Origin of the sequence: Qipengyuania xiapuensis (genome assembly GCF_019711395.1) — a bacterium.
GTDB lineage: Bacteria > Pseudomonadota > Alphaproteobacteria > Sphingomonadales > Sphingomonadaceae > Qipengyuania > Qipengyuania xiapuensis.
On the sequence record NZ_JAIGNL010000002.1, the window covers coordinates 1 to 23,257 of the forward strand.

The 23,257-nt window shown below is 63.9% G+C and carries 20 protein-coding genes and 1 tRNA gene; 13 read left to right on the forward strand and 8 right to left on the reverse strand.

The annotated features are described in order from the left end of the window. Positions 1–2: 2 nt before the first annotated feature. From K3163_RS09275 to K3163_RS09320, 10 genes are all read left to right on the forward strand, one after another. Positions 3–77, forward strand: a tRNA-Glu gene (locus tag K3163_RS09275). A gap of 68 nt (positions 78–145) precedes the next feature. Continuing rightward, positions 146–1,324 (forward strand): sensor histidine kinase, encoded by a 1,179-nt coding sequence (locus K3163_RS09280; protein ID WP_221554022.1) that lies wholly within the window; start codon positions 146–148, stop codon positions 1,322–1,324. Between the two features lie 130 nt (positions 1,325–1,454). Then, positions 1,455–2,810 carry a porin gene (locus K3163_RS09285; protein WP_221554023.1) on the forward strand — a complete coding sequence of 452 codons (1,356 nt, stop codon included), beginning with the start codon at positions 1,455–1,457 and terminating at the stop codon, positions 2,808–2,810. Between the two features lie 127 nt (positions 2,811–2,937). Beyond that, on the forward strand, positions 2,938–3,984 hold the full coding sequence (locus tag K3163_RS09290) for a substrate-binding domain-containing protein (RefSeq protein ID WP_221428174.1): 1,047 nt from the start codon (positions 2,938–2,940) through the stop codon (positions 3,982–3,984). 21 nt (positions 3,985–4,005) lie between these two features. Then, on the forward strand, positions 4,006–5,391 hold the full coding sequence (gene pstC, locus K3163_RS09295) for a phosphate ABC transporter permease subunit PstC (protein ID WP_221554024.1): 1,386 nt from the start codon (positions 4,006–4,008) through the stop codon (positions 5,389–5,391). Continuing rightward, a complete protein-coding gene (gene pstA / locus K3163_RS09300; RefSeq protein WP_221554025.1) occupies positions 5,384–6,634 on the forward strand; it encodes a phosphate ABC transporter permease PstA in 1,251 nt (416 codons plus the stop codon). Before pstC ends, pstA begins: the two co-directional genes overlap by 8 nt. A 38-nt stretch (positions 6,635–6,672) precedes the next feature. Next, a complete protein-coding gene (gene pstB / locus K3163_RS09305) occupies positions 6,673–7,419 on the forward strand; it encodes a phosphate ABC transporter ATP-binding protein PstB (RefSeq protein WP_247712680.1) in 747 nt (248 codons plus the stop codon). Positions 7,420–7,431: 12 nt separating this feature from the next. Continuing rightward, positions 7,432–8,103, forward strand: coding sequence for a phosphate signaling complex protein PhoU (gene phoU / locus K3163_RS09310; protein WP_221428170.1), 672 nt, complete (start codon positions 7,432–7,434; stop codon positions 8,101–8,103). Positions 8,104–8,164: 61 nt separating this feature from the next. Further along, the gene (phoB, locus tag K3163_RS09315) at positions 8,165–8,854 is read left to right on the forward strand and encodes a phosphate regulon transcriptional regulator PhoB (RefSeq protein WP_221429563.1); all 690 of its coding nucleotides are present in this window, start codon (positions 8,165–8,167) and stop codon (positions 8,852–8,854) included. Positions 8,855–9,025: 171 nt separating this feature from the next. Beyond that, on the forward strand, positions 9,026–9,418 hold the full coding sequence (locus tag K3163_RS09320; protein ID WP_221554026.1) for a hypothetical protein: 393 nt from the start codon (positions 9,026–9,028) through the stop codon (positions 9,416–9,418). Here K3163_RS09320 and K3163_RS09325 read toward each other — a convergent pair whose 3' ends face one another. The 5 genes from K3163_RS09325 to K3163_RS09345 are packed head-to-tail and all read right to left on the reverse strand — an operon-like array spanning position 9,419 to position 17,019. Then, a complete protein-coding gene (locus K3163_RS09325) occupies positions 9,419–10,144 on the reverse strand; it encodes an extensin-like domain-containing protein (RefSeq protein WP_221554027.1) in 726 nt (241 codons plus the stop codon). Then, positions 10,141–10,779 carry a LysE family translocator gene (locus tag K3163_RS09330; protein ID WP_221554028.1) on the reverse strand — a complete coding sequence of 213 codons (639 nt, stop codon included), beginning with the start codon at positions 10,777–10,779 and terminating at the stop codon, positions 10,141–10,143. The genes K3163_RS09325 and K3163_RS09330 overlap by 4 nt, the downstream gene beginning before the upstream one ends. Before the next feature lie 21 nt (positions 10,780–10,800). Beyond that, complete coding sequence (locus K3163_RS09335) at positions 10,801–14,340, reverse strand: error-prone DNA polymerase (RefSeq protein ID WP_221554029.1); 3,540 nt, start codon at positions 14,338–14,340, stop codon at positions 10,801–10,803. Between the two features lies 1 nt (position 14,341). Continuing rightward, a complete protein-coding gene (locus tag K3163_RS09340) occupies positions 14,342–15,778 on the reverse strand; it encodes a UdgX family uracil-DNA binding protein (protein WP_221554030.1) in 1,437 nt (478 codons plus the stop codon). Continuing rightward, positions 15,775–17,019, reverse strand: a complete 1,245-nt coding sequence (locus tag K3163_RS09345; RefSeq protein ID WP_221554031.1) for a putative DNA modification/repair radical SAM protein — start codon at positions 17,017–17,019, stop codon at positions 15,775–15,777. The genes K3163_RS09340 and K3163_RS09345 overlap by 4 nt, the downstream gene beginning before the upstream one ends. Before the next feature lie 255 nt (positions 17,020–17,274). Between K3163_RS09345 and K3163_RS09350 the strand changes: the two genes are divergently transcribed. Together K3163_RS09350 and K3163_RS09355 are read left to right on the forward strand one after the other, a co-directional pair. Further along, positions 17,275–18,000, forward strand: coding sequence for a carbonic anhydrase (locus tag K3163_RS09350; RefSeq protein WP_221554032.1), 726 nt, complete (start codon positions 17,275–17,277; stop codon positions 17,998–18,000). Positions 18,001–18,128: 128 nt separating this feature from the next. Further along, on the forward strand, positions 18,129–18,524 hold the full coding sequence (locus tag K3163_RS09355; protein ID WP_221428162.1) for a PilZ domain-containing protein: 396 nt from the start codon (positions 18,129–18,131) through the stop codon (positions 18,522–18,524). Positions 18,525–18,532: 8 nt separating this feature from the next. Here K3163_RS09355 and K3163_RS09360 read toward each other — a convergent pair whose 3' ends face one another. Together K3163_RS09360 and K3163_RS09365 are read right to left on the reverse strand one after the other, a co-directional pair. Next, positions 18,533–20,041, reverse strand: a complete 1,509-nt coding sequence (locus K3163_RS09360) for a DNA polymerase Y family protein (protein ID WP_247712684.1) — start codon at positions 20,039–20,041, stop codon at positions 18,533–18,535. Positions 20,042–20,115: 74 nt separating this feature from the next. Beyond that, complete coding sequence (locus tag K3163_RS09365) at positions 20,116–20,898, reverse strand: hypothetical protein (RefSeq protein WP_221554034.1); 783 nt, start codon at positions 20,896–20,898, stop codon at positions 20,116–20,118. Positions 20,899–21,046: 148 nt separating this feature from the next. Here K3163_RS09365 and K3163_RS09370 point away from each other — a divergent pair, with 148 nt between their 5' ends. Next, positions 21,047–21,532 carry a pyridoxamine 5'-phosphate oxidase family protein gene (locus K3163_RS09370; protein WP_221554035.1) on the forward strand — a complete coding sequence of 162 codons (486 nt, stop codon included), beginning with the start codon at positions 21,047–21,049 and terminating at the stop codon, positions 21,530–21,532. A gap of 65 nt (positions 21,533–21,597) precedes the next feature. Here the strand turns inward: K3163_RS09370 and K3163_RS09375 are convergent, their stop codons facing one another. Continuing rightward, positions 21,598–23,175, reverse strand: a complete 1,578-nt coding sequence (locus K3163_RS09375; protein WP_221428158.1) for an amino acid permease — start codon at positions 23,173–23,175, stop codon at positions 21,598–21,600. Between the last annotated feature and the right edge of the window lie 82 nt (positions 23,176–23,257).

The window sequence follows — 23,257 nt, forward strand, 5'->3', positions numbered from 1 at the left end:
GTGGCCCGTTCGTCTAGCGGTTAGGACGCGGCCCTTTCACGGCTGAAACACGGGTTCGATTCCCGTACGGGTCACCACTTCTTGCATGACAATTTGATCACTGCACTAGCGCGGCACGCGTCGCCTCGCTAAGCGCGTTTGCGCAATGAGCGAGCGCCCCTTCCCCTGGCACGGTTTTGCCCTGGCGATCGCGACGGCCATCGGCCTCATGGTCCTTGGCATGCCGGTATTGCCGATTCTCCTCATGTTGCTGGTCTGGGCGGGCTCCCTGTGGCTCGTCGGCGCTCCACCGCCGCCACCAGCAGAGAAGAACGGCAACGGTGTCATCTCGCGCGACACGATGGGCGACCTGTTCGAGCATTCGGAGGCCCCCGTCATTGTAACCGATGCGGGACGCGTGATCATCGCCAACCTTGCCGCGCGCCGCCTTCTGGGCGCGCATATCCTCGGACAGGACGTCAGGATGGCGCTGCGCCAGCCTGAGGCCGTGCGTCTCCTCGAAAGCGGTGAGGATGGTGTCGCGGTCATCCGCGGAATTGCCCGGCGCCGCGATATCTGGCGGATCGCGCGCAAGAAGATGGACGGCGGGCTCGCCATTATCGAATTCGTCAACCGTACCGCTGAAGCCGACATCAGCCGCGCTCACACCGATTTCGTCGCCAATGCGAGTCACGAGCTGCGAACGCCGCTCGCATCGATCCTCGGCTACGTCGAGACGCTGCGCGAAGACGTGGATGATCTCGATCCCAAGATGGCCGACAAGTTCCTCGGGACGATCCAGAAGGAAGGACAGCGGCTGCAGCAGCTGATCAGCGACCTCATGTCGCTGTCGCGCATCGAGGCCGAGAAGCACGACCTTCCCGACGAGACGATCGACCTCTCCAAGCTGGTCGACCGTGCGGCGCGCGATGCGGCGGGAGACCGCGCGGATCGCCTGGACATCGAATCGCACGGCGATTTCTCGGTCACGGGCGATGCCCAGCAACTGGAGCAGCTGGTTCGCAACCTCGTCGACAACGGCCTCAAATACGGGGCGGCCGACCAGCAGGTGACAATCCGTCTACAGCCGCAGGGAAGCAAGCGTGTCCAGCTGTCGGTGCAGGATCGGGGTGACGGAATTCCGCCCGAACACCTGCCCCACCTGACCCGTCGCTTTTATCGCACCGATCCCGGTCGCAGCCGCGCCTCGGGCGGCACGGGCCTCGGCCTCGCCATCGTGAAACACATCGTCGAGCGCCATCGCGGCAGGCTGGCGATCGAAAGCACGGTGGGCGAAGGAACGAGGGTCAAGGTCACGCTCCCGCTCGCCGACCAGGCTGAGTAATTTTATTATACAGTCGTGAAATCAGCGCGTTGGCAGTGCGCAACGTAATTCCGTCGCAATGCGTCACATAGCTGTAACAGAGCCGTCATATCCGCGTCTCCGGATCGTAACTCTGTAAAGGATTCGACACATGAAATCCGCATTCCGGCTCTCCGTCGTCGCAGCGGCTCTGAGCTGCACCATCGCTACTCCTGTTTTCGCGCAGGATTCTGCTCCTACCGCCGAGGAAGAGCTCGCGGAAATGCGCGCCCAGCTCCAGGCTCTCGTCTCGCGTATCGACCAGCTCGAAGGCGAACTCGCCGCTACCAAGGCTGAGAACGAGGCGCAGGACACAGTCATCGCCGCCAACACCGAAGCGGCTGCAAAGCCCGCACCGGAACCGGCACCTGCGGCCGAGCTCGAGAAAAAGGATGGCTGGAGCTTCAAGCCCCGTGGCCGCTTGATGTTCGATGCAGGCACGATCGGCGCCCCCGAATCGACCGGCGCTGACGACGGTTTCGGCAATGAAGTCCGCCGCGCGCGTCTCGGCGCCTCGGGCGACCTGCCGGGGGGCTTCGGCTACAAGTTCGAACTCGATTTCGCGGGCAATGAAGTCGAGGCGGCCGACGCCATCCTGACTTACGAAACCGGCGACGCGGAAATCGCAGTCGGTCATCACAACAACTTCCAGTCGCTCGAAGAGCTGACCAGCTCGCTGCACACCAGCTTCATCGAACGCGCCGCCTTTACCGATGCCTTCGGTTTCGAGCGCCGGATCGGTGCTTCGGTCAGCTTCAACAGCGGCATCGTCCTCGCGCAGGCGGGCGTCTTCACCGACAATTTCGACGATACCGGCACGGACAACCGCGGTTTCGACGGTCGTCTCGTTGTCATGCCGAAGATGGGCGATACCCAGTTCCACCTCGGTGGCTCGCTGCACTTCAACGAGCTCGGCGAGGACGACGCCACGGTTCGCTATCGCCAGCGTCCCTTCGTCCACTTCACCTCGACCCGCTTCGTGAACACCGGCAACCTCGATGCCGACAGCGAATTCGGTGCAGGCGTCGAAGCAGCCGTGATCTCGGGACCGTTCCACGCAGCAGCTGAAGGCTACTGGCAGAACGTCGACATGCCGCTTGCAATGGAAAACCCGACCTTCTTCGGCGGCTATGTCGAAGCCGGCTACTTCCTCACCAAAGGTGACAGCCGCGGCTACAAGGGCGGCAAGTTCGACCGCGTGAAGCCGGAAAATCCGCTGGGTAACGGCGGCATCGGTTCGGTGCAGTTCAACCTGCGCTACGACCATCTCGACCTGAACGATGCCGGCATTCTCGGCGGCGTGCAGAACGGCTACCAGGCCTCGCTGATCTGGAAGCCTGCATCGAACACCCTGTTCGGCATCAACTACGGCCGGATGGACTACACGGACGCCGTCCTGCCGACGGCTAGCGGCGACACCGATTACGGCGTCGACGCCTTCGGAATTCGCGCACAGGTCGATTTCTGATCACAATGCCGTTATGGGGCCGCCAGAAGATTCGTGCGGCCCCATAGCGAAAGTCACACTCTTGTCGTCAACACGTAACAATTTCGCGCTTCTGCGCGGCTAGTGGACACCTAAGGGGTACTTACTCATGACCAAGACTTTCAAATTCGCAATCGCCACCGCTTCGGCCCTGGCTCTCGCCGCTTGTGGCGGCAACGATGCTGGCGGCGGCGCTGCCCGCGACCAGATCAAGGCCGTCGGCTCGTCGACCGTCTATCCGTTCGCCAAGGCGGTTTCGGAAACCTTCGCCCGCTCGAACCCCGACTTCAAGTCGCCGATCATCGAATCGACCGGCACGGGCGGCGGCATGAAGCTGTTCTGCGCCGGCATCGGCCCCGAAACCCCCGACATCTCGGGCGCGTCGCGCCGCATGAAGGCCAGCGAATTCGCTGACTGCCAGGCAAACGGCGTCACCGACATCATCGAGATCCAGGTCGGCCTCGACGGCATCGCACTCGCTTCGGCGCAGGGCGGCATCACCATGAACCTGACGCCCAAGATGGTCTACGAAGCGCTTGCCGCTTCGCCCTACGGCGGCGAGCAGACCAACGAGACCTGGTCGGACGTCGATCCTTCGCTCCCGAACCAGCCGATCCTCGTCTACGGTCCGCCGAGCACCTCGGGTACGCGCGACGCTCTCAAGGAACTGATCCTCGAAGCCGGTTGCAAGTCCAACGAAGACATGAGCGCGCTCAAGGAAAGCGACGAAGACCGCTACGACCAGATCTGCACCGAAGTGCGCAGCGACGGCCGCTATGTCGACCAGGGCGAGCAGGACAACCTCATCGTCCAGAAGATCGAAGGCAATCCCAATGCTGTGGGTATCTTTGGCTATTCCTATCTTGAGGAAAATGCCGACAAGGTGCAGGGCCTCAACATGAACGGCGTTGCCCCGACCTACGAGAACATCGCCAGCTTCGAATATCCGGGCGCCCGTCCGCTCTTCATCTACGTCAAGAAGGCCCACCTCGATGCCATCCCCGGCCTCAAGGAATTCCTCGGCCAGTGGACGCAGATGTGGGACCGTGACGGCGAGCTCGCCAAGATCGGCCTCGTTGCCAACCCCGAGGACGTAAGGGAGCGCGCACTTTCGGCCGCAACCAACTACGACACCCTCGACGGTTCCGAGCTCTAATAGGGAATACATGCACTCACGATGTCGCTGACCATTCTGCTCCTCCTGGCCCTCGGGCTCGGGCTCGCCGGATGGTTGGCGGCTCGTGCGCGTGCATGGACCTTCCGGCGCGCGAGCCCCGACGGGCGGCTCGCGAGCCTTCCCACCTACCACGCGTGGTATGTCGCGCTGTGGATCGTTCTGCCCGTCCTCATTTTCATCGCGGCCTGGGGCGCAATTGCGCCCGGCCTCGTCACGCAGTCGGTGCTCTCCAGCCCGGCTGCCGACCAGCTTCCCGCCTTCGGCTTCCAGCGTCAGACGATCCTCAACGAGGCCCGCGCTGTCGCAACGGGCGCGGCACAGGGCGTGTTCAACCCGCTCGCGAGGGAGTTCGTCGAACCCTATCGCGAGGCCATCAGCCGCTATAACTGGATCGGCATCATCACGACGCTGCTGATCGCCTTCCTCAGCGGCGTGTATTCCTTCCTGCGATTGAAGCCCGATTTCGCGGCGCGCAACCGCGTGGAAAAGATCGTCATGGCGATCCTGCTGGCTGCCTCGCTGGTCGCGATCCTGACCACGCTGGGCATCTTCGTCAGCCTCGTCTTCGAGACGATCCGCTTCTTCGGCATGGTTTCGCCCATCGACTTCCTGTTCGGCACCCACTGGGGTCCGGACCCGATGGCCAACCCGGACAATCCCGATGCCAGCCGCTACGGCGCGGTGCCGCTGTTCTGGGGCACGCTGTTCATCGGCGCGATCATCGCGATGATCGTTGCGATCCCGCTCGGATTGATGAGTGCGGTGTACCTCACGCAGTACGCAAACCCGCGCGTTCGCGCCTGGGTGAAGCCTGCGCTCGAAATCCTCGCCGGTGTCCCGACCGTGGTTTACGGCTATTTCGCCGCCCTCACGATTGCTCCCGCGATCCGCGATTTCGCCATTTCGATCGGCATCTCGAACGCCTCGAGCGAAAGCGCGCTTGCCGCGGGCCTCATTATGGGCGTGATGATCATCCCGTTCGTCTCCTCGATGGCCGATGACAGCATTGCCGCCGTCCCGCAGGCGATGCGCGACGGCAGCCTCGCCATGGGTGCGACCACCAACGAGACCATCCGCCGCGTCCTCATCCCGGCCGCACTTCCCGGCATCGTCGCGGGCATCATGCTCGCAATCAGCCGCGCAATCGGCGAAACGATGATCGTGGTGATGGCCGCCTCGACTGCGGCAAACCTGAGCGCCAACCCGCTCGACCGAATGACCACGGTGACGGTCCAGATCGTCAAGATGCTGACCGGTGAAGGCAGCTTCGACCATCCCGCAACGCTGAGCGCGTTTGCGCTGGGCTTCGTGCTGTTCCTCGTCACCCTCGGCCTCAACTTCATCGCCCTGCGCGTCGTGAAAAGGTTCCGCGAAGCTTATGAGTGAGCACATCGCCCCCACGCGCACGCCCGCTTTCGAAGCGCGGCTCAAGAAGCGTTACGCAGCCGAGAAGCGGTTCAAGGCTATCGGCCTGAGCGCCATCGTGTTCTCGATCGCCGTGCTCATCTATCTGCTCGGGTCGATGACGCTCAACGGCATCGGCGGCTTCCAGCGCGCCGAAGTCGAAGTCCAGATCGACTTCACGCAGGCCGGTCTCTCCGCCGATCCAGCGCTGATGGGCACGCAAGAAGGCGTTCGCTCGCTCGAATCGCAGGGGCTTCCGGACGTCGTCGACTATTTTGCCACGGAATCGCTCGGTGACGAGGGCGCCGAGGAAATCAGCGGCCAGGCGTGGCGCCAGGTCGCGGCAGAGATCGCGGCAGATCCGGGCATTCTCGAGCGGCAGGCGACATTCTGGCTTCCCGCAAGCGCAGACCTCGCCTCCGGCTATGCTGGCGAGGGATCGCAGGACATGCGCGAACTCGCAGCGCAACTCGCCTCTGAAGGAAAGCTAGAGAAAAATTTCGACGCCGGATTCTTTTCCCGTGCTGACGCTACCAATCCCCAGGAAGTCGGTATCTGGGGTGCGCTCATGGGCTCGATCCTGACGATGATCGTGACGCTGGCACTGGCGTTCCCGATCGGCGTGCTGGCCGCGCTCTACCTCGAAGAGTATGCGCCCAAGAACAAGTGGACCGACCTGATCGAGCTATCGATCAACAACCTTGCGGCCGTGCCTTCGATCATCTTCGGCCTTCTCGGCCTAGCGGTCTTCCTGACGATCTTCCCGAGCTACCGTTCTGCTCCGCTGATCGGCGGTATGACGCTGGCGCTCATGACAATGCCGGTCATCGTCATCGCGGGTCGCAATGCGATCAAGGCCGTTCCCCCCAGCATCCGCGACGGTGCCCTCGCCATCGGCGCGAGCCCTGTGCAGGTGGTCTTCCACCACGTGCTGCCGCTCGCCCTGCCCGGCATCCTGACCGGTACCATCATCGGCATGGCCCGCGCGCTGGGTGAAACCGCTCCGCTGCTCATGATCGGTATGCGCGCCTTCGTCGCCTCGCCGCCCGACAGCTTTACCGCACCGGCTACCGTGCTCCCGATGCAAATCTTTCTCTGGTCGGACGAAATCGACCGCGGCTTCGTCGAACGTACGAGCGCTGCTATCATCGTCCTCCTGCTGTTCCTCCTGCTGATGAACGGCCTCGCCATTTACCTGCGCAACAAGTTCGAGAAAACGTGGTGACTGTAGTTCACGAAAACCTTGAGAACACCGACGCCAAGATGAGCGCACGGGACGTTTCCGTATTCTACGGAGACAAGAAGGCGATCGACAACGTGTCGATCGATATCCCGACCGAATACGTCACGGCATTCATCGGCCCCTCGGGCTGCGGCAAGTCGACCTTCCTGCGTTCGCTGAACCGCATGAACGACACGATCCCCTCGGCCCGCGTCGAAGGCACGATCATGCTCGACGGCGAAGACATTCACAGCCCGAGCCTCGATGTCGTGCAGCTTCGCGCACGCGTCGGCATGGTGTTCCAGAAGCCCAACCCCTTCCCGAAGTCGATCTATGAAAACATCGCCTACGGTCCGAAGATCCACGGCCTCGCAGAGGGTAAGGACGAGCTCGATGCGGTGGTCGAGAAGTCGCTTCGTCGCGCCGGCCTGTGGGAAGAGGTCAAGGATCGCCTCCAGGACAGCGGCACCGCGCTGTCGGGCGGCCAGCAGCAGCGCCTGTGCATCGCACGCGCCATCGCGGTCGATCCGGAAGTGATCCTCATGGACGAGCCGTGCTCGGCTCTCGACCCCATCGCGACCGCGAAGATCGAGGAATTGATCGACGAACTCAACGGTCGCTATGCGATCGTCATCGTCACCCACTCGATGCAGCAGGCTGCACGCGTCAGCCAGCGCACCGCGTTCTTCCACCTCGGAAAGATGGTGGAATATGGTCGCACATCTGACATATTTACCAATCCGATCGAACAGCGGACCCAGGACTACATTACTGGTCGCTACGGATAAGGCTTTGAGAACATGAACGAACATACCGTAAAAGCCTTCGACGAAGACATCACCCGCCTGCGCGGCCTGATCGCGGAAATGGGCGGGCTCGCCGAGGTGGCCATCCAGGAATCGCTCGACGCCCTCGTGAAGGGTGACGACGCGCTCGCCAAGAAAGTGGTCAAGGGCGACAAGAAGATCGATGCGCTCGAAAGCGAGATCGACAAGCTTGCCGTGCGCATCATCGCGCTGCGCGCTCCCATGGCCGACGACCTTCGCGAAGTCATCGCGGCGCTCAAGATCGCAGGCGTGGTCGAGCGTATCGGCGACTATTCGAAGAATATCGCCAAGGCGAGCCGCGAGATCGGCGACAACCGCAAGCAATTCGAACCGCTCACGCTTCTGCCCGCCATGGCCGAAGTTGCCAGCGAGATGGTCCACGACGTGCTGACCGCTTACGCTGCACGCGATCCCGAACTGGCAAAGGAAGTCATCGCGGCCGACGAGAAGGTCGATGCCTTCTACAACTCGATCTTCCGCAACCTCGTCAGCCACATGGTCGAAAGCCCTGCGACGATCTCCAGCGCTGCCCAGCTGCTCTTCGTGGCGCGCAACCTCGAACGCATCGGCGACCATGCGACCAATGTTGCCGAAATGGTGCACTTCGCCGCGACGGGCACATATCCGCCCGACGAGGACGGCTGACACATAACTGTAGCCTGAGGGTCATACTGCCGTGGCGAACACAAAGCAGGAAGGCGCGAAAGTGCAGGCAGGCAAGCTACTTCTGGTGGAGGATGATCCCTCCCTCTCCGAGCTTCTCGAGTACCGTTTCACCAACGAGGGCTATGACGTCCGCGCGACAGCGGATGGCGACGAGGCACTGCTCCTCGCCTCGGAGGAAGTGCCCGATCTCGTCATTCTCGACTGGATGATCGAGGGCACCAGCGGCATCGAAGTCTGTCGCCGCCTCCGCCGCGAAAAGTCGACTGCGCATGTCCCGATCATCATGCTGACCGCCCGCGAGGCGGAGGACGATCGCATTCGCGGTCTCGAGACCGGCGCGGACGATTACCTAACCAAGCCGTTCTCGCCGCGCGAACTGCTCGCACGAGTTGCCGCGGTGATGCGCCGTATCCGCCCGGTTCTCGCCGGTGAAGCGATTGAGGTCGGCGACCTCAAGCTCGACCCCGTCGCGCACAAGGTGACGCGCCGCGGCCAGCCGATGAAGCTGGGGCCGACCGAGTACCGCCTCCTCAAGTTCCTCATGGAAAGCCCCGGCCGCGTCTTCAGCCGCAACCAGCTGCTCGACGGCGTCTGGGGTACCGAGAGCGACATCGAACTGCGCACCGTCGACGTGCACATCCGCCGCCTGCGCAAGGCAATCGAGCTGGAAGGTGCCAAGGATCCCGTACGCACCGTGCGCAGCGCAGGGTATTCACTCGAAGCGGCCTGACCGATGGCCACAAACATAGTAATACTGATAGCAATTCTCGCTGTCTTTCTGGTGGTCATGAATCTGGCCGGGAATGCGTTGAGCAAGCGTGGTCAGGGTCGGCATCAACCGCGAGATGTCGTCCTCGGAGACCGGTTCACTCTCCGCTCGCGTGGGTGGTCCAAGTCGGATTTGACCAAGATATTCGCAGATTTTGCCAAGATGTATGATGTTGCGGAACCACACATCGTCGAAAGATCAGGCCGCATCTTCTCCATCGACTGGCCCGATGGCCTTGAGGAGGCGCATGTCCTCTTCGCGGTGAATTATCTGCATTATCCGCGGGATTTCGATCTCGACAGTCGCTCGGTCGTTGGTGCGGCACGTGTTCGCCCCGGTAACCTCACCGGAATTGCAGATGACCAGTCTGCCTTCGTGTTCGTCCCAGAGAATGACACCCACTACGACCGAGTTCACGCTGTCGACGATAACGGACAGGCCTATCTCGGTGATTTCGGCAGCGCCTCTTTCGTTCCAATCGACGATGCCCGGATGCCTCGCGACGTGGAGAATCTCTTCCGCTGATCAGCGACAGACGCTGGTCCAGCGATCGTCCATATCGAAGTGGAAATGGTCAGCGTGCGCGGCGTTGTAGTTAGGTGAAAGCACGGTTGCGAAGACCGTGCATGCCCCGTCCCTCACTTCGCGCAGGAAGCGCTGCTTCTCGCCCTCGCCCGGCCAGTCGCCCAGCACGGAAATTCTCGTGCCGTCTTCGAGGACGAAGCCGCCGATATCGAGCGCATTGGCAGTCGCATGCTCGCTCCATGGCCCCTCGTCGCGGCCGTACATTCGGCGGCAGGAATAGGCGCCCATATGCTCGATCCGCTCGACACGGCTTCCGAAGACTTCTTCCGCGACCGGGTCGAGGCTGTCGCGCTTCCACAGCTCCATCGCCACTGCGACCGGACAGGTCGTGGCGGGCGTGTCTGGGCTTAGGGGGTAGCCTGCAAGCTGTGTGCGGTCGTCCCGCCTGCATTCGCCCTCGCCGACCGGATCCAAAGCGTTGAAAGCAACATCGCTGCGCTCGAGCACGGCGCGGCACGCAGGGACATCGTTGCGCAGGGCGAGCAACTTACGCTCCGTCGCCCAGCCGCTCGGGTGATCAAGATCCAGTGGCGCCCAGGGATTATGCTCGGGATGATCGGCAAGCCAGCTACGCCCCGCGACCAGCAATCCCAGCAGGACAAGCAGCGCCACCACCCGCCGGTCGAAGACGAACTTGCCGATCCGGCGCGATATGGTGAGGTTCACAGCTGCGTCCCGTAGAGATCGATCGCGATAAACAGGGCGATCAGGATGAATACGAAGCCGATGCCCCGATCGATCCAGCGCCGTGTCGCGGCACGCTCCATGGCCCGCGCCATCTGCTTGCCCGCCCCGATGTAGAGCCAGCCGATCAGCAGGTCGATGACGAGCGCGATGACGGCGAGCAAAGTGATCTGCCACCCTATCGAACCGGCCGGATCGACGAATGGCGGGATGATCGCGACGACGTAGATCAGCGATTTGGGATTACCGATCGCGACGGCAATCCCGTCTCGAAACGCGTTTGTCGAAAGCTTGCGCTGGGGCTCGCCTGTATCGTCCTCGCCCGCATGGAATGAATGCCGGATCGCCTGCACGCCCAGCCATGCAAGATAGAGCACGCCTGCCACTGCGAGCGCCTTGAAGGCTACGGGATAGGCCGAGGCCAGCGTCGCAAGGCCGAGGGCAGCGGCGATCCACCAGACGATGTACCCGATCTGCATGCCCATCAGCGCCGCCCAGCCTGCTCGGGGTCCGCGCCAGATCGCCTGCCCCATGGCGAACATCATGGAGGGGCCCGGCACGATGCTGGTGAGCGCGGTTACCCAGGCAAATGCAATGAGACGTTCCGGATCGAACATGGCCGCGCCCTAACGCGGGTCTCAGTGGAAGTCGCGCGATTTCGGGATGATGCGTACGTCGCGCGGATGGCCCTGATGCCAGCCGCATTCACGATTGCCCGGCGGCGGCTCCTGCCACGGCTCGACGGGCTGGTACGGATCGTCCGTTCCCTCGCGCAAATTGTCGCGCGGATTGAACTTGTCGGGGAGCGGATTGCTGACATGGTCGGCGCGCGCGAGCGGGGCGTTGAGCATGTCGTCGGAGAGCTTGTGCAACTCGCCTGTCGCATCGGTCATGTGCTGCGCGATCACGTGGATCACCTCGTCGTCATATTCGACGCGTCCCCTCACCTCCATCAGTCGCGAACCCATGACCACGCGGCGTTGTTTCTCCTTGAGGTCGGGCCAGACGACGAGGTTGATGACACCGGTCTCGTCCTCCAGCGTGATGAAGCACACGCCCTTGGCGCTGCCCGGCCGCTGGCGGATCAGCACCACGCCCGCGACATGGACCATACTGCGAAATTTCTTCGCGCGCAGGTCGCAGGCGCGCACGAAGCCACGCTCGGCAAGGCTGGCGCGCAGGAAGGCCATCGGATGCGCCTTCAGGCTGAGACGCGTGGTCTGGTAGTCGGCCACCACTTCCTCGGAGAGCGGCATCTGCGGCAGCTGCGTGACCTGCTTCTCCGCCCCCTCGTCACGCGCGGCAGCGGCGGCAAAGAGCGGCAGGTCAGGCCCGCCGACAAGGCTGCGCGCATCCCACAGCGCCTGCCTGCGGGTGAGCCGCATCGACCCGAAAGCATCGGCGCTGGCGAGCCGCTCGACATGCGCGGGCCCGATCCGCGCACGGTCGCGCAGGGCGCGCACGTCCTCGTAAGCGCCGTTTCCCTCTCGCTCGGCGATCAGCTGCGCAGCAACCGCCTCGGGCAGCCCGTCGATCTGGCGCAGGCCGAGCCGCAAGGCGATATGCTTGTCGAGACGCCCGCTTTCGCCATGAGCCGCCCCGCCCTTGCCGATCTCCTCCAGCGTGCAGTCCCATTGCGAGAGGTTCACATCCGCCGGCAGCACGCGCACCCCGTGCTCGGCCGCATCGCGCACGATCTGGGCGGGCGCATAGAAACCCATGGGCTGCGAATTGAGCAGCGCGCAGGCGAAGGCGGCGGGAAAGTGGCACTTGAGCCAGCTCGACACGTAGACGAGATGCGCGAAGCTGGCCGCGTGGCTCTCGGGAAAGCCGTATTCGCCGAAGCCGCGGATCTGGTTGAAACAGCGCTGCGCGAAGTCGCGGTCGTAGCCGCGCGTGACCATGCGCTCCACCATCATGTCCTGAAGCTCATCCACCATGCCGCGACTGCGGAAGGTGGCCATGGCCTTCCTGAGCCGGTTCGCCTCCTTGGACGAGAACTTCGCCGCATCGAGCGCGATCTTCATCGCCTGCTCCTGGAAGATCGGAACGCCCAGCGTGCGCTCGAGAATGCTCGACAGCTCGTCCGGCGGGCCATGCTGCGGCGATGGTGCGGGTATCACCACCGGCTCCGCCCCGCGGCGACGCTTGAGATAGGGATGCACCATGTCGCCCTGGATCGGCCCCGGTCGCACGATGGCGACCTGGATAACGAGATCGTAGAACTCGCGCGGGCGCAGGCGCGGGAGCATGTTCATCTGCGCGCGGCTTTCGACCTGGAAGACACCCAGCGAATCGCCGGCGCGCAGCATGGCATAGGTTTCCGGGTCCTCGCGCGGGACCGATGCGAGGCTCAGCGTGCGGCCGTGATGGTCGTCGAGCAGGTCGAGGCACTTCTTGATGCAGGTCAGCATGCCCAGCGCCAGCACATCGACCTTGAGGATGCCGAGCGCCTCGATATCGTCCTTGTCCCACTCGATGAAACTGCGATCGGGCATGGCGCCATTGCCCACCGGAACCGTCTCGGTCAGTGCGCCTTCGGTGAGGATGAACCCGCCCACATGCTGCGACAAATGGCGCGGCATTCCAATCATTTGTTCGGTCAGCCTGAGAACACGCCTGAGGTGAGGATCGCTCACGTCCATCCCCGTTTCCTGCGCATGCTTCTCGCTGATCTCTCGGCCCCACCCGCCCCACACCGTCTTGGCGAGTGCGGCGGTGACGTCCTCGGTCAGCCCCATCGCCTTGCCCACCTCGCGGATCGCCATGCGCGGGCGATAGTGGATCACCGTGGCGCATAGCCCGGCACGGTGTCGGCCATACTTGCGGTAGAGATACTGGATCACCTCCTCGCGCCGCTCGTGCTCGAAATCGACGTCGATATCAGGCGGCTCCTTGCGGTCTTCGGAGATGAAGCGGTCGAACAGAAGCTGGTGCTGCGCCGGGTCGACGTTTGTGATGCCCAGGCAATAGCAGACGGCCGAGTTGGCCGCGCTGCCGCGCCCCTGGCACAGGATCGGTGGATCGACCTTCTGCCTCGCGAAATCGACGATGTCCTTGATGGTCAGGAAATAACGCGCGAGCTCCATCTTGCCGATCAGCGCCAGTTCCTTGTGCAGCGTCTCGCGCACGCTGTCGGGAATGCCTGCGGGGTAACGCCACTCGGCCCCCTTCCAGGTCTCGCTTTCGAGATAGTCCTGCGGCTCGGCCCCGCCGGGATAGAGTTCTTCCGGGTACTCGTATTTCAGCTCGTCGAGGCTGAAGTCGCAGGCATCGGCCACCTCGCGCGCGGCGGAAATGGCATGCGGCCAGCGTTCGAACAGGCGGCACACGGTCTCGGGCGGCTTCAGATAGCGCTCGGCATTGCCGTGGAGCAGGTGCCCTGCCCGCGCCACGGTGGTCTTGTGGCGGATCGCGGTCATCACATCCTGTAGCGGACGCCTGTCGGGCGTCGCGTAATGGACATCGTTGGTGGCGAGGATCGAGAGACCGTTCGCGCGTGCCAGCGCATCGAGCCGCTCGATCCGCGCGACGTCGCTATCGGTGTAGAGGAAGGCCGCGGCGATATGGCGCAAGGTCGGCAGGCCCGCGGCGAGGTGCGGCACGATATCCTCGAAAGGTGCTGCGACCAGCTCCTGCACCTTCTCGCCGCCGAGCCCCACGACATTACTCGCCCATGCCGGGACCGTGAATTCGCGCGCGAGGTCGCGCGGCGGGAGGAGGATCAGCTGCACGCCCTCGCTATGCCGCGCGAGCATGGGAAGCGAGATGTCGCACTCGCCCTTCTCCTGCCACTCGCCAGACAGCGTGCGCATCCGCCCCGCCGAAATCAGGCGGCAGAGGCGGCCATAGGCCTTGCGGCTCTTGGGATAGGCGAGGAAGGCCAGCCCCTCGACCGTCTCGATCCGGCAGCCGATGCAGGGCTTCAATTTGAGCGTCTTCGCCTCGGTATGCACGCGCACCACGCCCGCCATGGTGTTCGCATCGGCGATCCCGATCGCGTCATAGCCCAGCGCGCGCGCCTGCAGCACGAGGTCCACCGCATCCGACGCACCGCGAAGGAAGCTGAAACAGGAAACGAGGCCGAGTTCGACGAAGGGTGCGCGCGGCGGGGCTTCTATGCCGGCGGGATCGAGCTCGATGGTGCGCTTGGGGATCTGGAGGTCGTTCTCGGGCATGTCACGCGAGGTCCTCCAGCCGCTCCCTCACCGCGGCGAGATCGGCATCGAACAGCCGCGCCTGCTCCTCGCGCGCGGGGCCATCGAGACGGAGGAGATAGGATGGATGCGCGGTGACCCAGAGCTCGCTGCCGTCCTCGAGCGGAATGGGGCTCCCTCGAACCTTGGAAATGCTCACCGTCTTGCCGAGCAGCCCTCGCGCCGCGCTCGCGCCCATGGCGAGCACCAGCTTGGGCTTTACGATCGCGCGCTCGCTCTCGATCCACCAGCGGCAGGTGTCGATCTCCTTCGCGCCCGGGTTCTGGTGGAGCCGCCGCTTGCCCCGCTGGACATATTTGAAATGCTTCACTGCATTGGTGACGTAAGCGGCGCGCCGGTCGATCCCGGCTTTCTCGAGATGCACGTCCAGCAGTTGTCCGGCAGGCCCGACGAATGGACGGCCCGCCTGGTCCTCTTGGTCGCCCGGCTGTTCGCCGACGATCATCAGGGAGGCATCCTGCGGCCCCTCGCCCATCACGGCGTGGTTATCGAGGGCGCCGATCGGGCACTTGCGGCAGGCGTGGATCGCCTTGTCGATCGCCTCGAGCGTATCGGGGCGTTCTTCGAATTCCAGCGCGCCTTTCTCGACCATCTTCGCCTCGCGCCCCTGCGCGCCCGCGACCAGCTCGGGAATGAGCGAAGCCTCTGGCATGTTCTTCCAGTACTTCTTCGGCATCTCCTTGAGCATCGCTCCGATCTTGAGGCGCGCGGGGTTGAAGATGGAGGCGTAGTACTTGCGCCATAGGTCCTCCATCGGATCTCCGCCGGGCGCATCGCTGCGCTCTGCCGGAGGGCCTTCGGACATGGTCTCAGTGTCCCAGTGCAGGCTTCCGCGCGGGGTCAGGATCGACCAGCGCATGTTGGAAAAGCGCCGCATGAAGAAGCCCGCATTGGCGCGCAGGATATGGTGGTCGGGTTCGAACCAGGCGACGTAGTGCTCGCCTACTTCCTCGTCCTCGCTCTCGACCAGCCGGAAGCGGACGAAGGCGTGCATCTTGTGGCTGTCGCGCCGCACGTTCTTGTCGAGCTCTTCCACCCGGCGAACGTCGGGGTCGGCCTTGTCCTCCATGATGCGCGGGTTCGACTGGAGCTTCCACAAGAGCAGGTAGAGCTGTGCGAACCGCTGCGGATCGGAATGGAGGATGGCATTCTTGGCAAGCGCGATGAAACGCCGGTTGGCGCGCACCGGCCCCGCATCGGCGGGCGGCACGGGCATGCGCCGTTCCCCGTGAGCAAACAGGTCGCCGCTGCCGCCCGGTTCTACCCAGGCGATGCGGTCGGGCGGGACATCGCACTGGACGAGCGCACGTGCGCGCTCGCGCCAGAAGTCGAAATCATCCGGCTCCGGCATGTGCACCACGTAATAGGTGCCGAGCTTGACGTGCTGGAGCGCGGTCATGCGGCAAACAGCTCCAGCTGCTCTGCCTTGGGCGCGAGCAGGCTGCGCAAGTCGGCACGGTCGGTCAGCGTGACCGGCCGCCAGTCGACGGCGCAGATGAAGGGTCGCACCTTGGTGATCGACTGGGTGAGCCGAGCCACATCGTCGAGCCGCAGCGCGCGGTGGCGGCGGCTGGCTAAGATCTTGCCCACTGCCTTCACACCGAGGCCGGGCACGCGCAGCAACTGCTCCTTGCTCGCGCGGTTCACATCGACCGGAAAGGCCTCGCGAAACTTCAATGCCCAGGCGAGCTTGGGATCGATATCGAGCGGCAGGTTTCCGTCCGCCTCGGTCGCCTGCATGACGTCGCTGGGCTTGTAGCCATAGAAGCGCATCAACCAGTCGGACTGGTAGAGCCGGTGTTCGCGGATGAGCGGCGGGCGCTTCAGCGGCAGCACCGCGCTGGCATCGGGGATCGGCGAGAAGGCGCTGTAATAGACGCGGCGCAGGCGAAAATTGTCGTAGAGCCGGCTCGCCTTGCCCACGATGTCCGCATCGGTCGCGGCATCGGCGCCGACGATCATCTGCGTCGACTGGCCCGCGGGCGCGAAACGCGGGGCATGCTTGAACCGCTTCCTCGCATCCTTCGCCTCGACGAGGTCGGCCTTCACCTTGCCCATCGCGCCTTCGATCTGGCGCGCGTCCTTGTCGGGCGCGAGGCGTGTGAGGCCGCTATCGGTCGGCAGTTCGACATTGATCGACACGCGGTCGGCATAGAGCCCCGCCTGGTAGACGATTTCGGGATCCGCCTCGGGGATGGTCTTGAGGTGGATGTAGCCGCGAAAGTCGTGCTCCTCGCGCAGGATGCGCGCGACTTCGACGATCTGCTCCATCGTGTGATTCGAGCTCTTCACGATGCCTGAGGACAGGAACAGCCCCTCGATATAATTGCGCCGGTAGAAGGCGAGCGTGAGGTCCACCACCTCCTGCGGCGTGAAGCGCGCCCGCGCCACGTTCGAGCTCTTGCGATTGACGCAGTAATGGCAGTCGAAAATGCAGTGGTTGGTCAGCAGGATCTTGAGCAGCGAGATACATCGGCCATCGGGCGCATAGGCGTGGCAGATACCCATTCCCTCGGTCGAGCCGATGCCCTTCCCGCCTAGACTGTTCTTCTTCGCCGTGCCGGACGACGCGCAGGAAGCATCGTATTTCGCCGCATCGGCGAGGATTTCGAGCTTCTGGAGGACAGTCTGCGCGGCCATTTGTTCACTATACGTTCTCACGTAGGATTCGCCAATATCAAAAGGTATATTCGGGCGGGAACCTTCCCTTTCCTACTGCGTATTCAGCGCACGGACCGGGCCCCTCTGGCGGATGCTCATTTGCATTCGTGATGTCGGACGTATCGTCGCCCCCGGCCCGTCACTCCACAAGACACCGGGGCATAGATCACGCAGCATGCGTGGGCCCGACCCGATGTTCGCGCGCCTGCTGCATGCTCACGGTTGGAGTAGAACATGAAGTCTTTCGCTTATCTCGCCCTTGTCAGCCTCGCGGCCACCCCTGCCATGGCGCAGGACAAGGACTGGAACTTCGGTGACGGCACCGCGCCCGAACGCTGGTCGACCATCAACACCGACTATGCCATTTGCGACGCAGGACTGAACCAGTCGCCGATCGATCTCGGCGCAGCCAACGCACGCGGCGACGTCGAGCTAACTACCAATTTCGGCAACAGCACCGGAACGATCGATCTCGGCACCGAGAAGGTGCAGGTGAACTTCCCCGCCGGCTTGGGAATGAATTCGGGCGGCAAGGAATTCAACCTGATCCAGGTTCACTTCCACACGCCGTCAGAGCACGCAATCTCGGGCAAGCGCTATCCGCTCGTCGCCCACTTCGTCCACGCGACCGATGAAGGCGAACTCGGCGTGCTCGGTGTGATGTACGAAGAAGGAGACGCAAACCCCGCGCTTGCCGAAATCGTCGAAGGTGTCGGCGAAGGCAAAGGCGCGGCCGTTGAATTCGACATCAACGAGATGGTGCCCGACGATCTCGACGTCTTCCGCTACATGGGCTCGCTCACCACGCCGCCCTGCAGCGAAGGCGTGAACTGGCACGTGGCCGACACCGTGCTGACTGCCAGCGCCGAACAGATCGCCGCGATGGAAGCCAATCTCGGCCCGTCCGCACGCTCTCTACAGCCGCTCGGCTCGCGCCTGCTCGTGGCGCCTTCCGACTAATCGTACATTCCCAGGGGGACCGGCGGTATTGGCCGGTCCCCGTGGTTAAAATCCCGCTAAGGCTGCTTGGAAGTCGAGCCTTAACCAAAGCGGGTGAATGTGGGCGCGACAACAACAGGGGTTTGTTCGTGGCGCTTTTCCAGAAACTTCCGAGTTCCCAGCCCGACCGGCGTTCAGCCCAGCGCTACAAGGTCGATTGTCCCGCCAGGCTCAAGATGCTTGGCGGCGACCGCGAGGGTCGCCTGTCGGACCTTTCGGAAGCTGGCGCGCGCTTCGATACCGACAACCCGCCCAGCGAAGGCGTATCGGGCCTTCTTTCCTGGAATGGCTACGAATTCTTTGGGAAGATCGTCTGGGCGAACGAGAACAGCTGCGGCCTCGTTTTCGAACGCAACATCCCCATCAGCGTGGTCGACGACACCGCGCAGGCCATTGAAGTCCAGAACGGCCCGGTCGCGAATTTCGGCAATATCCCTGTCGCGAGGCGCGGACGCCGGGCCTCGCTGGTTTCGGGCTCCGAGTAATCACCGCGTCAGGCGCATAATCCCTGCAGGTACCAATCGGGCGCACCGCCGCGCCCGTCCCCGACAATACCGAGCCGGTAGATCCAGTAGCGTCGGCCGCGCTGGTCCTCGATCCGGTAGTAGTCGCGTAGCCGCGTCGCCCCGCGCTCGCGCCACCACTCGGGTGCGATACGCTCAGGTCCCTCGACCCGCACGACCTCGTGCACCTCGCCACGCCAGCGGAAGCGCTGGGGATAGCCGTCGGGCGTTGCGTAGAGCACCGCGATCCTCTCGGCCTTGTCGAGCAGCTTGAGCGGGCGCTTGTGGAAGGCCAGCTGGCCTTGGCTCGCGGCCTCGGGCTCCAGCGGTTTCTGCCAGCGCTGCGCCCGCTCCGGGATGTGGCTGGCGAAGGGAACGGGGCGACTGACTGCACCCTCCCCCAAACGCACGCTCAGCCGGTCGACCAGTGCCGAAAGCGCGATGCCGTGGTTCTCCGCCGCAGCCTCGATATCGCCCTGGTCGAGCGCGAGCGGTTCGGCCCAGCTGGCGCGCAGCCGCAGCATCTCGATCCCGAAGCCCGCGTCGATATCGTCGAGCTTGGCCGCGAAGAGCCGCACGATATGCCCTGCCTCGCGCGTGGCGGCAGCCAGTTCGAGGCGGCGCACCGCAACCTCGCCATCGACGCGCCACAACCCCAGTTCGAGCCTGCGAGCCCCCTCCCCCCTGCTTTCGAGTTCGCGGGCCATGTCATCGGCAAGATCCTCCACAACCTGGTCGAGCAATTGCCGGTGGCGGATGGGCTCCAGCAGGCGGCGCTGGACGAGCGGCATTTGCTGCGGGACCACGGGAAGCAAAGGTTCGGGCACGCGGCCGAGCAGCTGGTCGAGGCGGATCAGCGGATTGGCTGCGGGCGACTTGCGATTGCGGAAACGCCGCTGGATCGCGTCGCGGCCAATCGTGGTGAGTTCGCCCAGCTTCTTGAGGCCGAGGCGGCGCAGCACGGTGATGACATCCTGGTCGAGCCTCAGCGCAGCGACGGGAAGCTCGCCCAGCCGTGCTTCGGCATCTTCGTCGCCGCCAAGGATCGTACCCGGGGCCGCATAGTGCGACAGCGCCCATGCTGCGCCTGCCGTCGGCGCGATGGCACAGCGCACATTGAGCTCGCGCCGTGCAAAGGCAGCGGCGACATCGGCGACCAGCCCCTGCTCGCCGCCGAAGAGGTGCGGCACGGCCGTGACATCGACCAGTAAGCCGTCGGGCGCATCCATCGCCGACCACGGCCCCCAGCGCTGCGCCCAGACGGCAAGCTTTTCGAGAAAGGCCAGGTCGCCGGCGGGATCGTATGGCGCGGTCGCGATCTCGGGGCACAGCGTGCGCGCATCGGCCAGCATCATGCCCTTGCGCGCGCCTGCCGTAGCGCCTGCGCGATTGGTCGCCTCGATCCGCGGCCCATGCGCGGTGTCGGCGATCAGGACGAGCGGCATCTCGTCGAGCTTGCGACGTTCAGGTGCGCCCTGTCGCCAGCGGTCCATCGCCATGGCGGGCAGCCAGATCGAGAGGATACGGCGGAACTGAGACGGCGGCGGCCGGGAAAGGTCCGCCGCATGCGCGGTCACGCGCGGCGGGGCGTGCGGCGATGCTGCAGCCCCGCTGTCCAATTCGCCACTGCCCGGTCCGCATCCCCGCGCGCCTTGCTCGCGGCAAGCTCTCCGCCTTTCTCCGACAAGAGCCATTCTCCCGGGGCGTGGCTGCGTGCACGGAAGAGCTCTGCCTTCCACACCGGATTGCCCGGTGCCTGCGCATTCCATTCGGGAGCGGCGGAAGGCGCCGAGGTGACATCCCAGCGCATCCGCGCCGAGGACAGGTCGCGCGCGGCATCCACCCGCACCATGAACAGCGGCACGCCATGCTTCTGCGCGGTGAGCGTCAGCCGTCGCGAGGCGGTAAAGTCGAGCGCCTTGGCGTTGCCTGCCACTTCACCGATGACGAATGCCAGTTCGCGGCAGCGCAGCCCCTCCTCGAGCGCGAAGAGCGCATCTTCCACCTTCTCTGCCAGCACATGGATCACGCGCGCCTGCAGCTCTGCAGGAAGTCCGGCGCGATAGGGCCTGCCCGTGAGCCTTGCCGCATCGCGTGTCTGCACCCACAGGATGCTGCGCCGGTCCTCGCTCTCCTGCCCTTCTCCGCGCGGGGTGTTACGCCAGTCGTCGAGCGCCAGGGCAAGCGCAGCACCCGCACCTGCCGCCTCGCGCGAGGCCGCGAAAACCTCGCTATGGAGCGCCTTGCCCTGCACCTTCGCCAGCCCCGGGTGCCAGCGCGCACTGCGCCGCGCGGACAGCGTGGCGACATCTTCGAAGGCCGTGGTCGGCAGGGTGGAGAGATCGGTGTGGGACATGCAGGAACGACTCGCTTGTTCCTATTATGTTCCAATCTGCAGGGATTCGCAATTCATCCTTTCGCAGCCTCGCTCCGGCGCAAGGAGCGGAACGCGTGCGCCCTCCAAGCCGTTGAACGGGCAAACGCAATTCGAAAGAGGCACCCTCATGAAATATGCCGATGGCAACCCCGACGCGCTCAAGAAGAAGTTCTGGCTGGCGCTTTCCGATTCGCCCTATCTCTTCCTCGAACTGAAGGGCCAGTCGGACACCGCCGTGCCGATGACCGCTCAGCTCGACAAGGACGCGGACAGCTCGATCTGGTTCTTCACGCACAAGAAATCGACCTTCGCCAAGCTCGGCGAAGTCACGGCGAGCTTCGCCGGCAAGGACCATGACATGTTCGCCCGTTTCAACGGCCGGTTGTCAGTCGAAAACAGCAAGGAGCGTTTCGACCAGTTCTGGAACAACTTCGTCGAGGCGTGGTACGATGGCGGAAAGGACGATCCCGACATCCTCTTCCTGCGCATGGACCTCGGCGATGCAGAAATCTGGAGCGGCGATCTTGGCGTGCTGAACACTGCCAAGATGGCGCTCGGAATGAATGTCCACGACGAAGCGGAAGAACGCCACGTGGAATCGGTCGATCTCTAAGACGACCCCATAACGACAATAAGAGTCGCGAAGGGCCGCTCCTCACAGGAGCGGCCCTTTTACGTTCAGTCCTTCGGAGGATGGATCGGGATCATCGTTTCCTCACCCGCGACATCGTCGACCACTTCGACCACGCCGCGACCAAGGTGACTGTTGCGTCGGCTGTAGCCGAAATAAAGCACCAGCCCGATCGCCGACCATGCCGGTAGGACGAGCATCGCCTCGAGCGGCAGGTTCAGGAAGAGGAAGGCACAGCCCGCCACGGTCGCCGGCCCCACGAACCACAGCATTGGCGTGCGGAAATCGCGCTTGCGGTCAGGATCGCTCTTGCGCAGCAGCATGACCGCGAGCGCGACCATCAGGAAAGCGTAGAGCGTGCCCGCGTTAGCGATATCGGCCAGCTGCCCCACGGGGAAGAAGGCTGCCCCGACGGCCACGATCAGGCCGGTGATCGCGGTCACCACGTAAGGCGTCTTCCACTTGGGATGCACTTTCGACAGGCCTTCGGGCAGCAGGCCGTCGCGGCTCATCACGAAGAAGATGCGGGTCTGTGCGAAGAGCAGCACGAGGATGACCGAGGGCAAGGCAAGGAATGCCGCGACGCCGAGCAGATTGCCGATTCCCGAGAATCCGATCTGGCGCAGGACGTGGGCCAGTGCCTCATTCGAACACACCAGTGCATCCGAATATGCGGGCAAGGCGCACTGCCGCGCGAGTTCTTCCGATCCGGCCGGGAAGGGGATGCCGTTAGGACCCATGATCGGTTGCCCGCCGATGGTGCCGATCGCACCGGCAGCAACGAGGATGTAGAAGACCGTGCAGAAGACCAGCGAGCCGACGAGGCCGATCGGTACGTTGCGCTGCGGGTTCTTCGTCTCCTCTGCTGCGGTCGAAACCGCATCGAAGCCGACATAGGCGAAGAAAATCGTGGCCGCCGCGCCTACCGCACCCACGCCGGTTCCGAAGCCTCCGAAGATGCCTGCTGGCAGGAAGGGATTGAACTGGTCGGGATCGAAATAGGCACTCGTCAGGGTCAAGCCGATGAAGGCCGTCAGCGCCGACACCTTGATCGCAACGAGCACGGCGTTGACCTTGGCGCTCTCGCTGGTGCCGATCATGAGTAGCCAGGTCACCAGAAGTGCGATGACGAGAGCCGGCAGGTTGATCAGGCCACCAGGCTCGCCGCCGAGGGCCAAGGGGCCAGCAGAGAGCCATTGCGGCAAGTGGATTCCGAGAAACTCGTTGAGAATGGTACCGGTGAAATAGCCGGACCAGCCTACAGAAACGGCCGATGCCGCAATCGCATATTCCAGGATCAACGCCCAGCCGACTGTCCAGGCCAGCAGCTCGCCCATAGTCGCATAGCTGTATGTATAGGCAGAGCCCGCAACCGGGATCATCGCCGCAATTTCAGCATAGCAGAGCGCAGCCACCACGCAGACCGCGCCGGCGATAATGAAAGCGAGCATCAGTCCCGGCCCGGCCTTCTGGGCACCGGCGGCAGTAAGAACGAAAATGCCGGTTCCGATAATGCAGCCTATGCCGAACAGCATGAGTTGCAGGGCACCTAGTGAACGGTGCAGCGACTTCTTCTCCGCCGCCGCCAGTATGGCGTCGAGCGGCTTCACTCTGTCGAGGATCATTTCAAGCAGCAAGCTCCTCCGGCCCGCCGCGGGACTCTCCCGCTCCGCCAGCCGGACCCGCGCTGATTACGCGGTAATTTCC

Coding starts and splice junctions, on each gene's coding strand:
- K3163_RS09280 (WP_221554022.1), top strand. CDS start 146: ATGAGCGAGCGCCCCTTCCCCTGGCACGGTTTTGCCCTGGCGATCGCG.
- K3163_RS09285 (WP_221554023.1), top strand. CDS start 1,455: ATGAAATCCGCATTCCGGCTCTCCGTCGTCGCAGCGGCTCTGAGCTGC.
- K3163_RS09290 (WP_221428174.1), top strand. CDS start 2,938: ATGACCAAGACTTTCAAATTCGCAATCGCCACCGCTTCGGCCCTGGCT.
- pstC (WP_221554024.1), top strand. CDS start 4,006: ATGTCGCTGACCATTCTGCTCCTCCTGGCCCTCGGGCTCGGGCTCGCC.
- pstA (WP_221554025.1), top strand. CDS start 5,384: ATGAGTGAGCACATCGCCCCCACGCGCACGCCCGCTTTCGAAGCGCGG.
- pstB (WP_247712680.1), top strand. CDS start 6,673: ATGAGCGCACGGGACGTTTCCGTATTCTACGGAGACAAGAAGGCGATC.
- phoU (WP_221428170.1), top strand. CDS start 7,432: ATGAACGAACATACCGTAAAAGCCTTCGACGAAGACATCACCCGCCTG.
- K3163_RS09330 (WP_221554028.1), bottom strand. CDS start 10,779: ATGTTCGATCCGGAACGTCTCATTGCATTTGCCTGGGTAACCGCGCTC.
- K3163_RS09335 (WP_221554029.1), bottom strand. CDS start 14,340: ATGCCCGAGAACGACCTCCAGATCCCCAAGCGCACCATCGAGCTCGAT.
- K3163_RS09340 (WP_221554030.1), bottom strand. CDS start 15,778: ATGACCGCGCTCCAGCACGTCAAGCTCGGCACCTATTACGTGGTGCAC.
- K3163_RS09345 (WP_221554031.1), bottom strand. CDS start 17,019: ATGGCCGCGCAGACTGTCCTCCAGAAGCTCGAAATCCTCGCCGATGCG.
- K3163_RS09350 (WP_221554032.1), top strand. CDS start 17,275: ATGAAGTCTTTCGCTTATCTCGCCCTTGTCAGCCTCGCGGCCACCCCT.
- K3163_RS09360 (WP_247712684.1), bottom strand. CDS start 20,041: ATGGCGATGGACCGCTGGCGACAGGGCGCACCTGAACGTCGCAAGCTC.
- K3163_RS09365 (WP_221554034.1), bottom strand. CDS start 20,898: ATGTCCCACACCGATCTCTCCACCCTGCCGACCACGGCCTTCGAAGAT.
- K3163_RS09370 (WP_221554035.1), top strand. CDS start 21,047: ATGAAATATGCCGATGGCAACCCCGACGCGCTCAAGAAGAAGTTCTGG.
- K3163_RS09375 (WP_221428158.1), bottom strand. CDS start 23,175: ATGATCCTCGACAGAGTGAAGCCGCTCGACGCCATACTGGCGGCGGCG.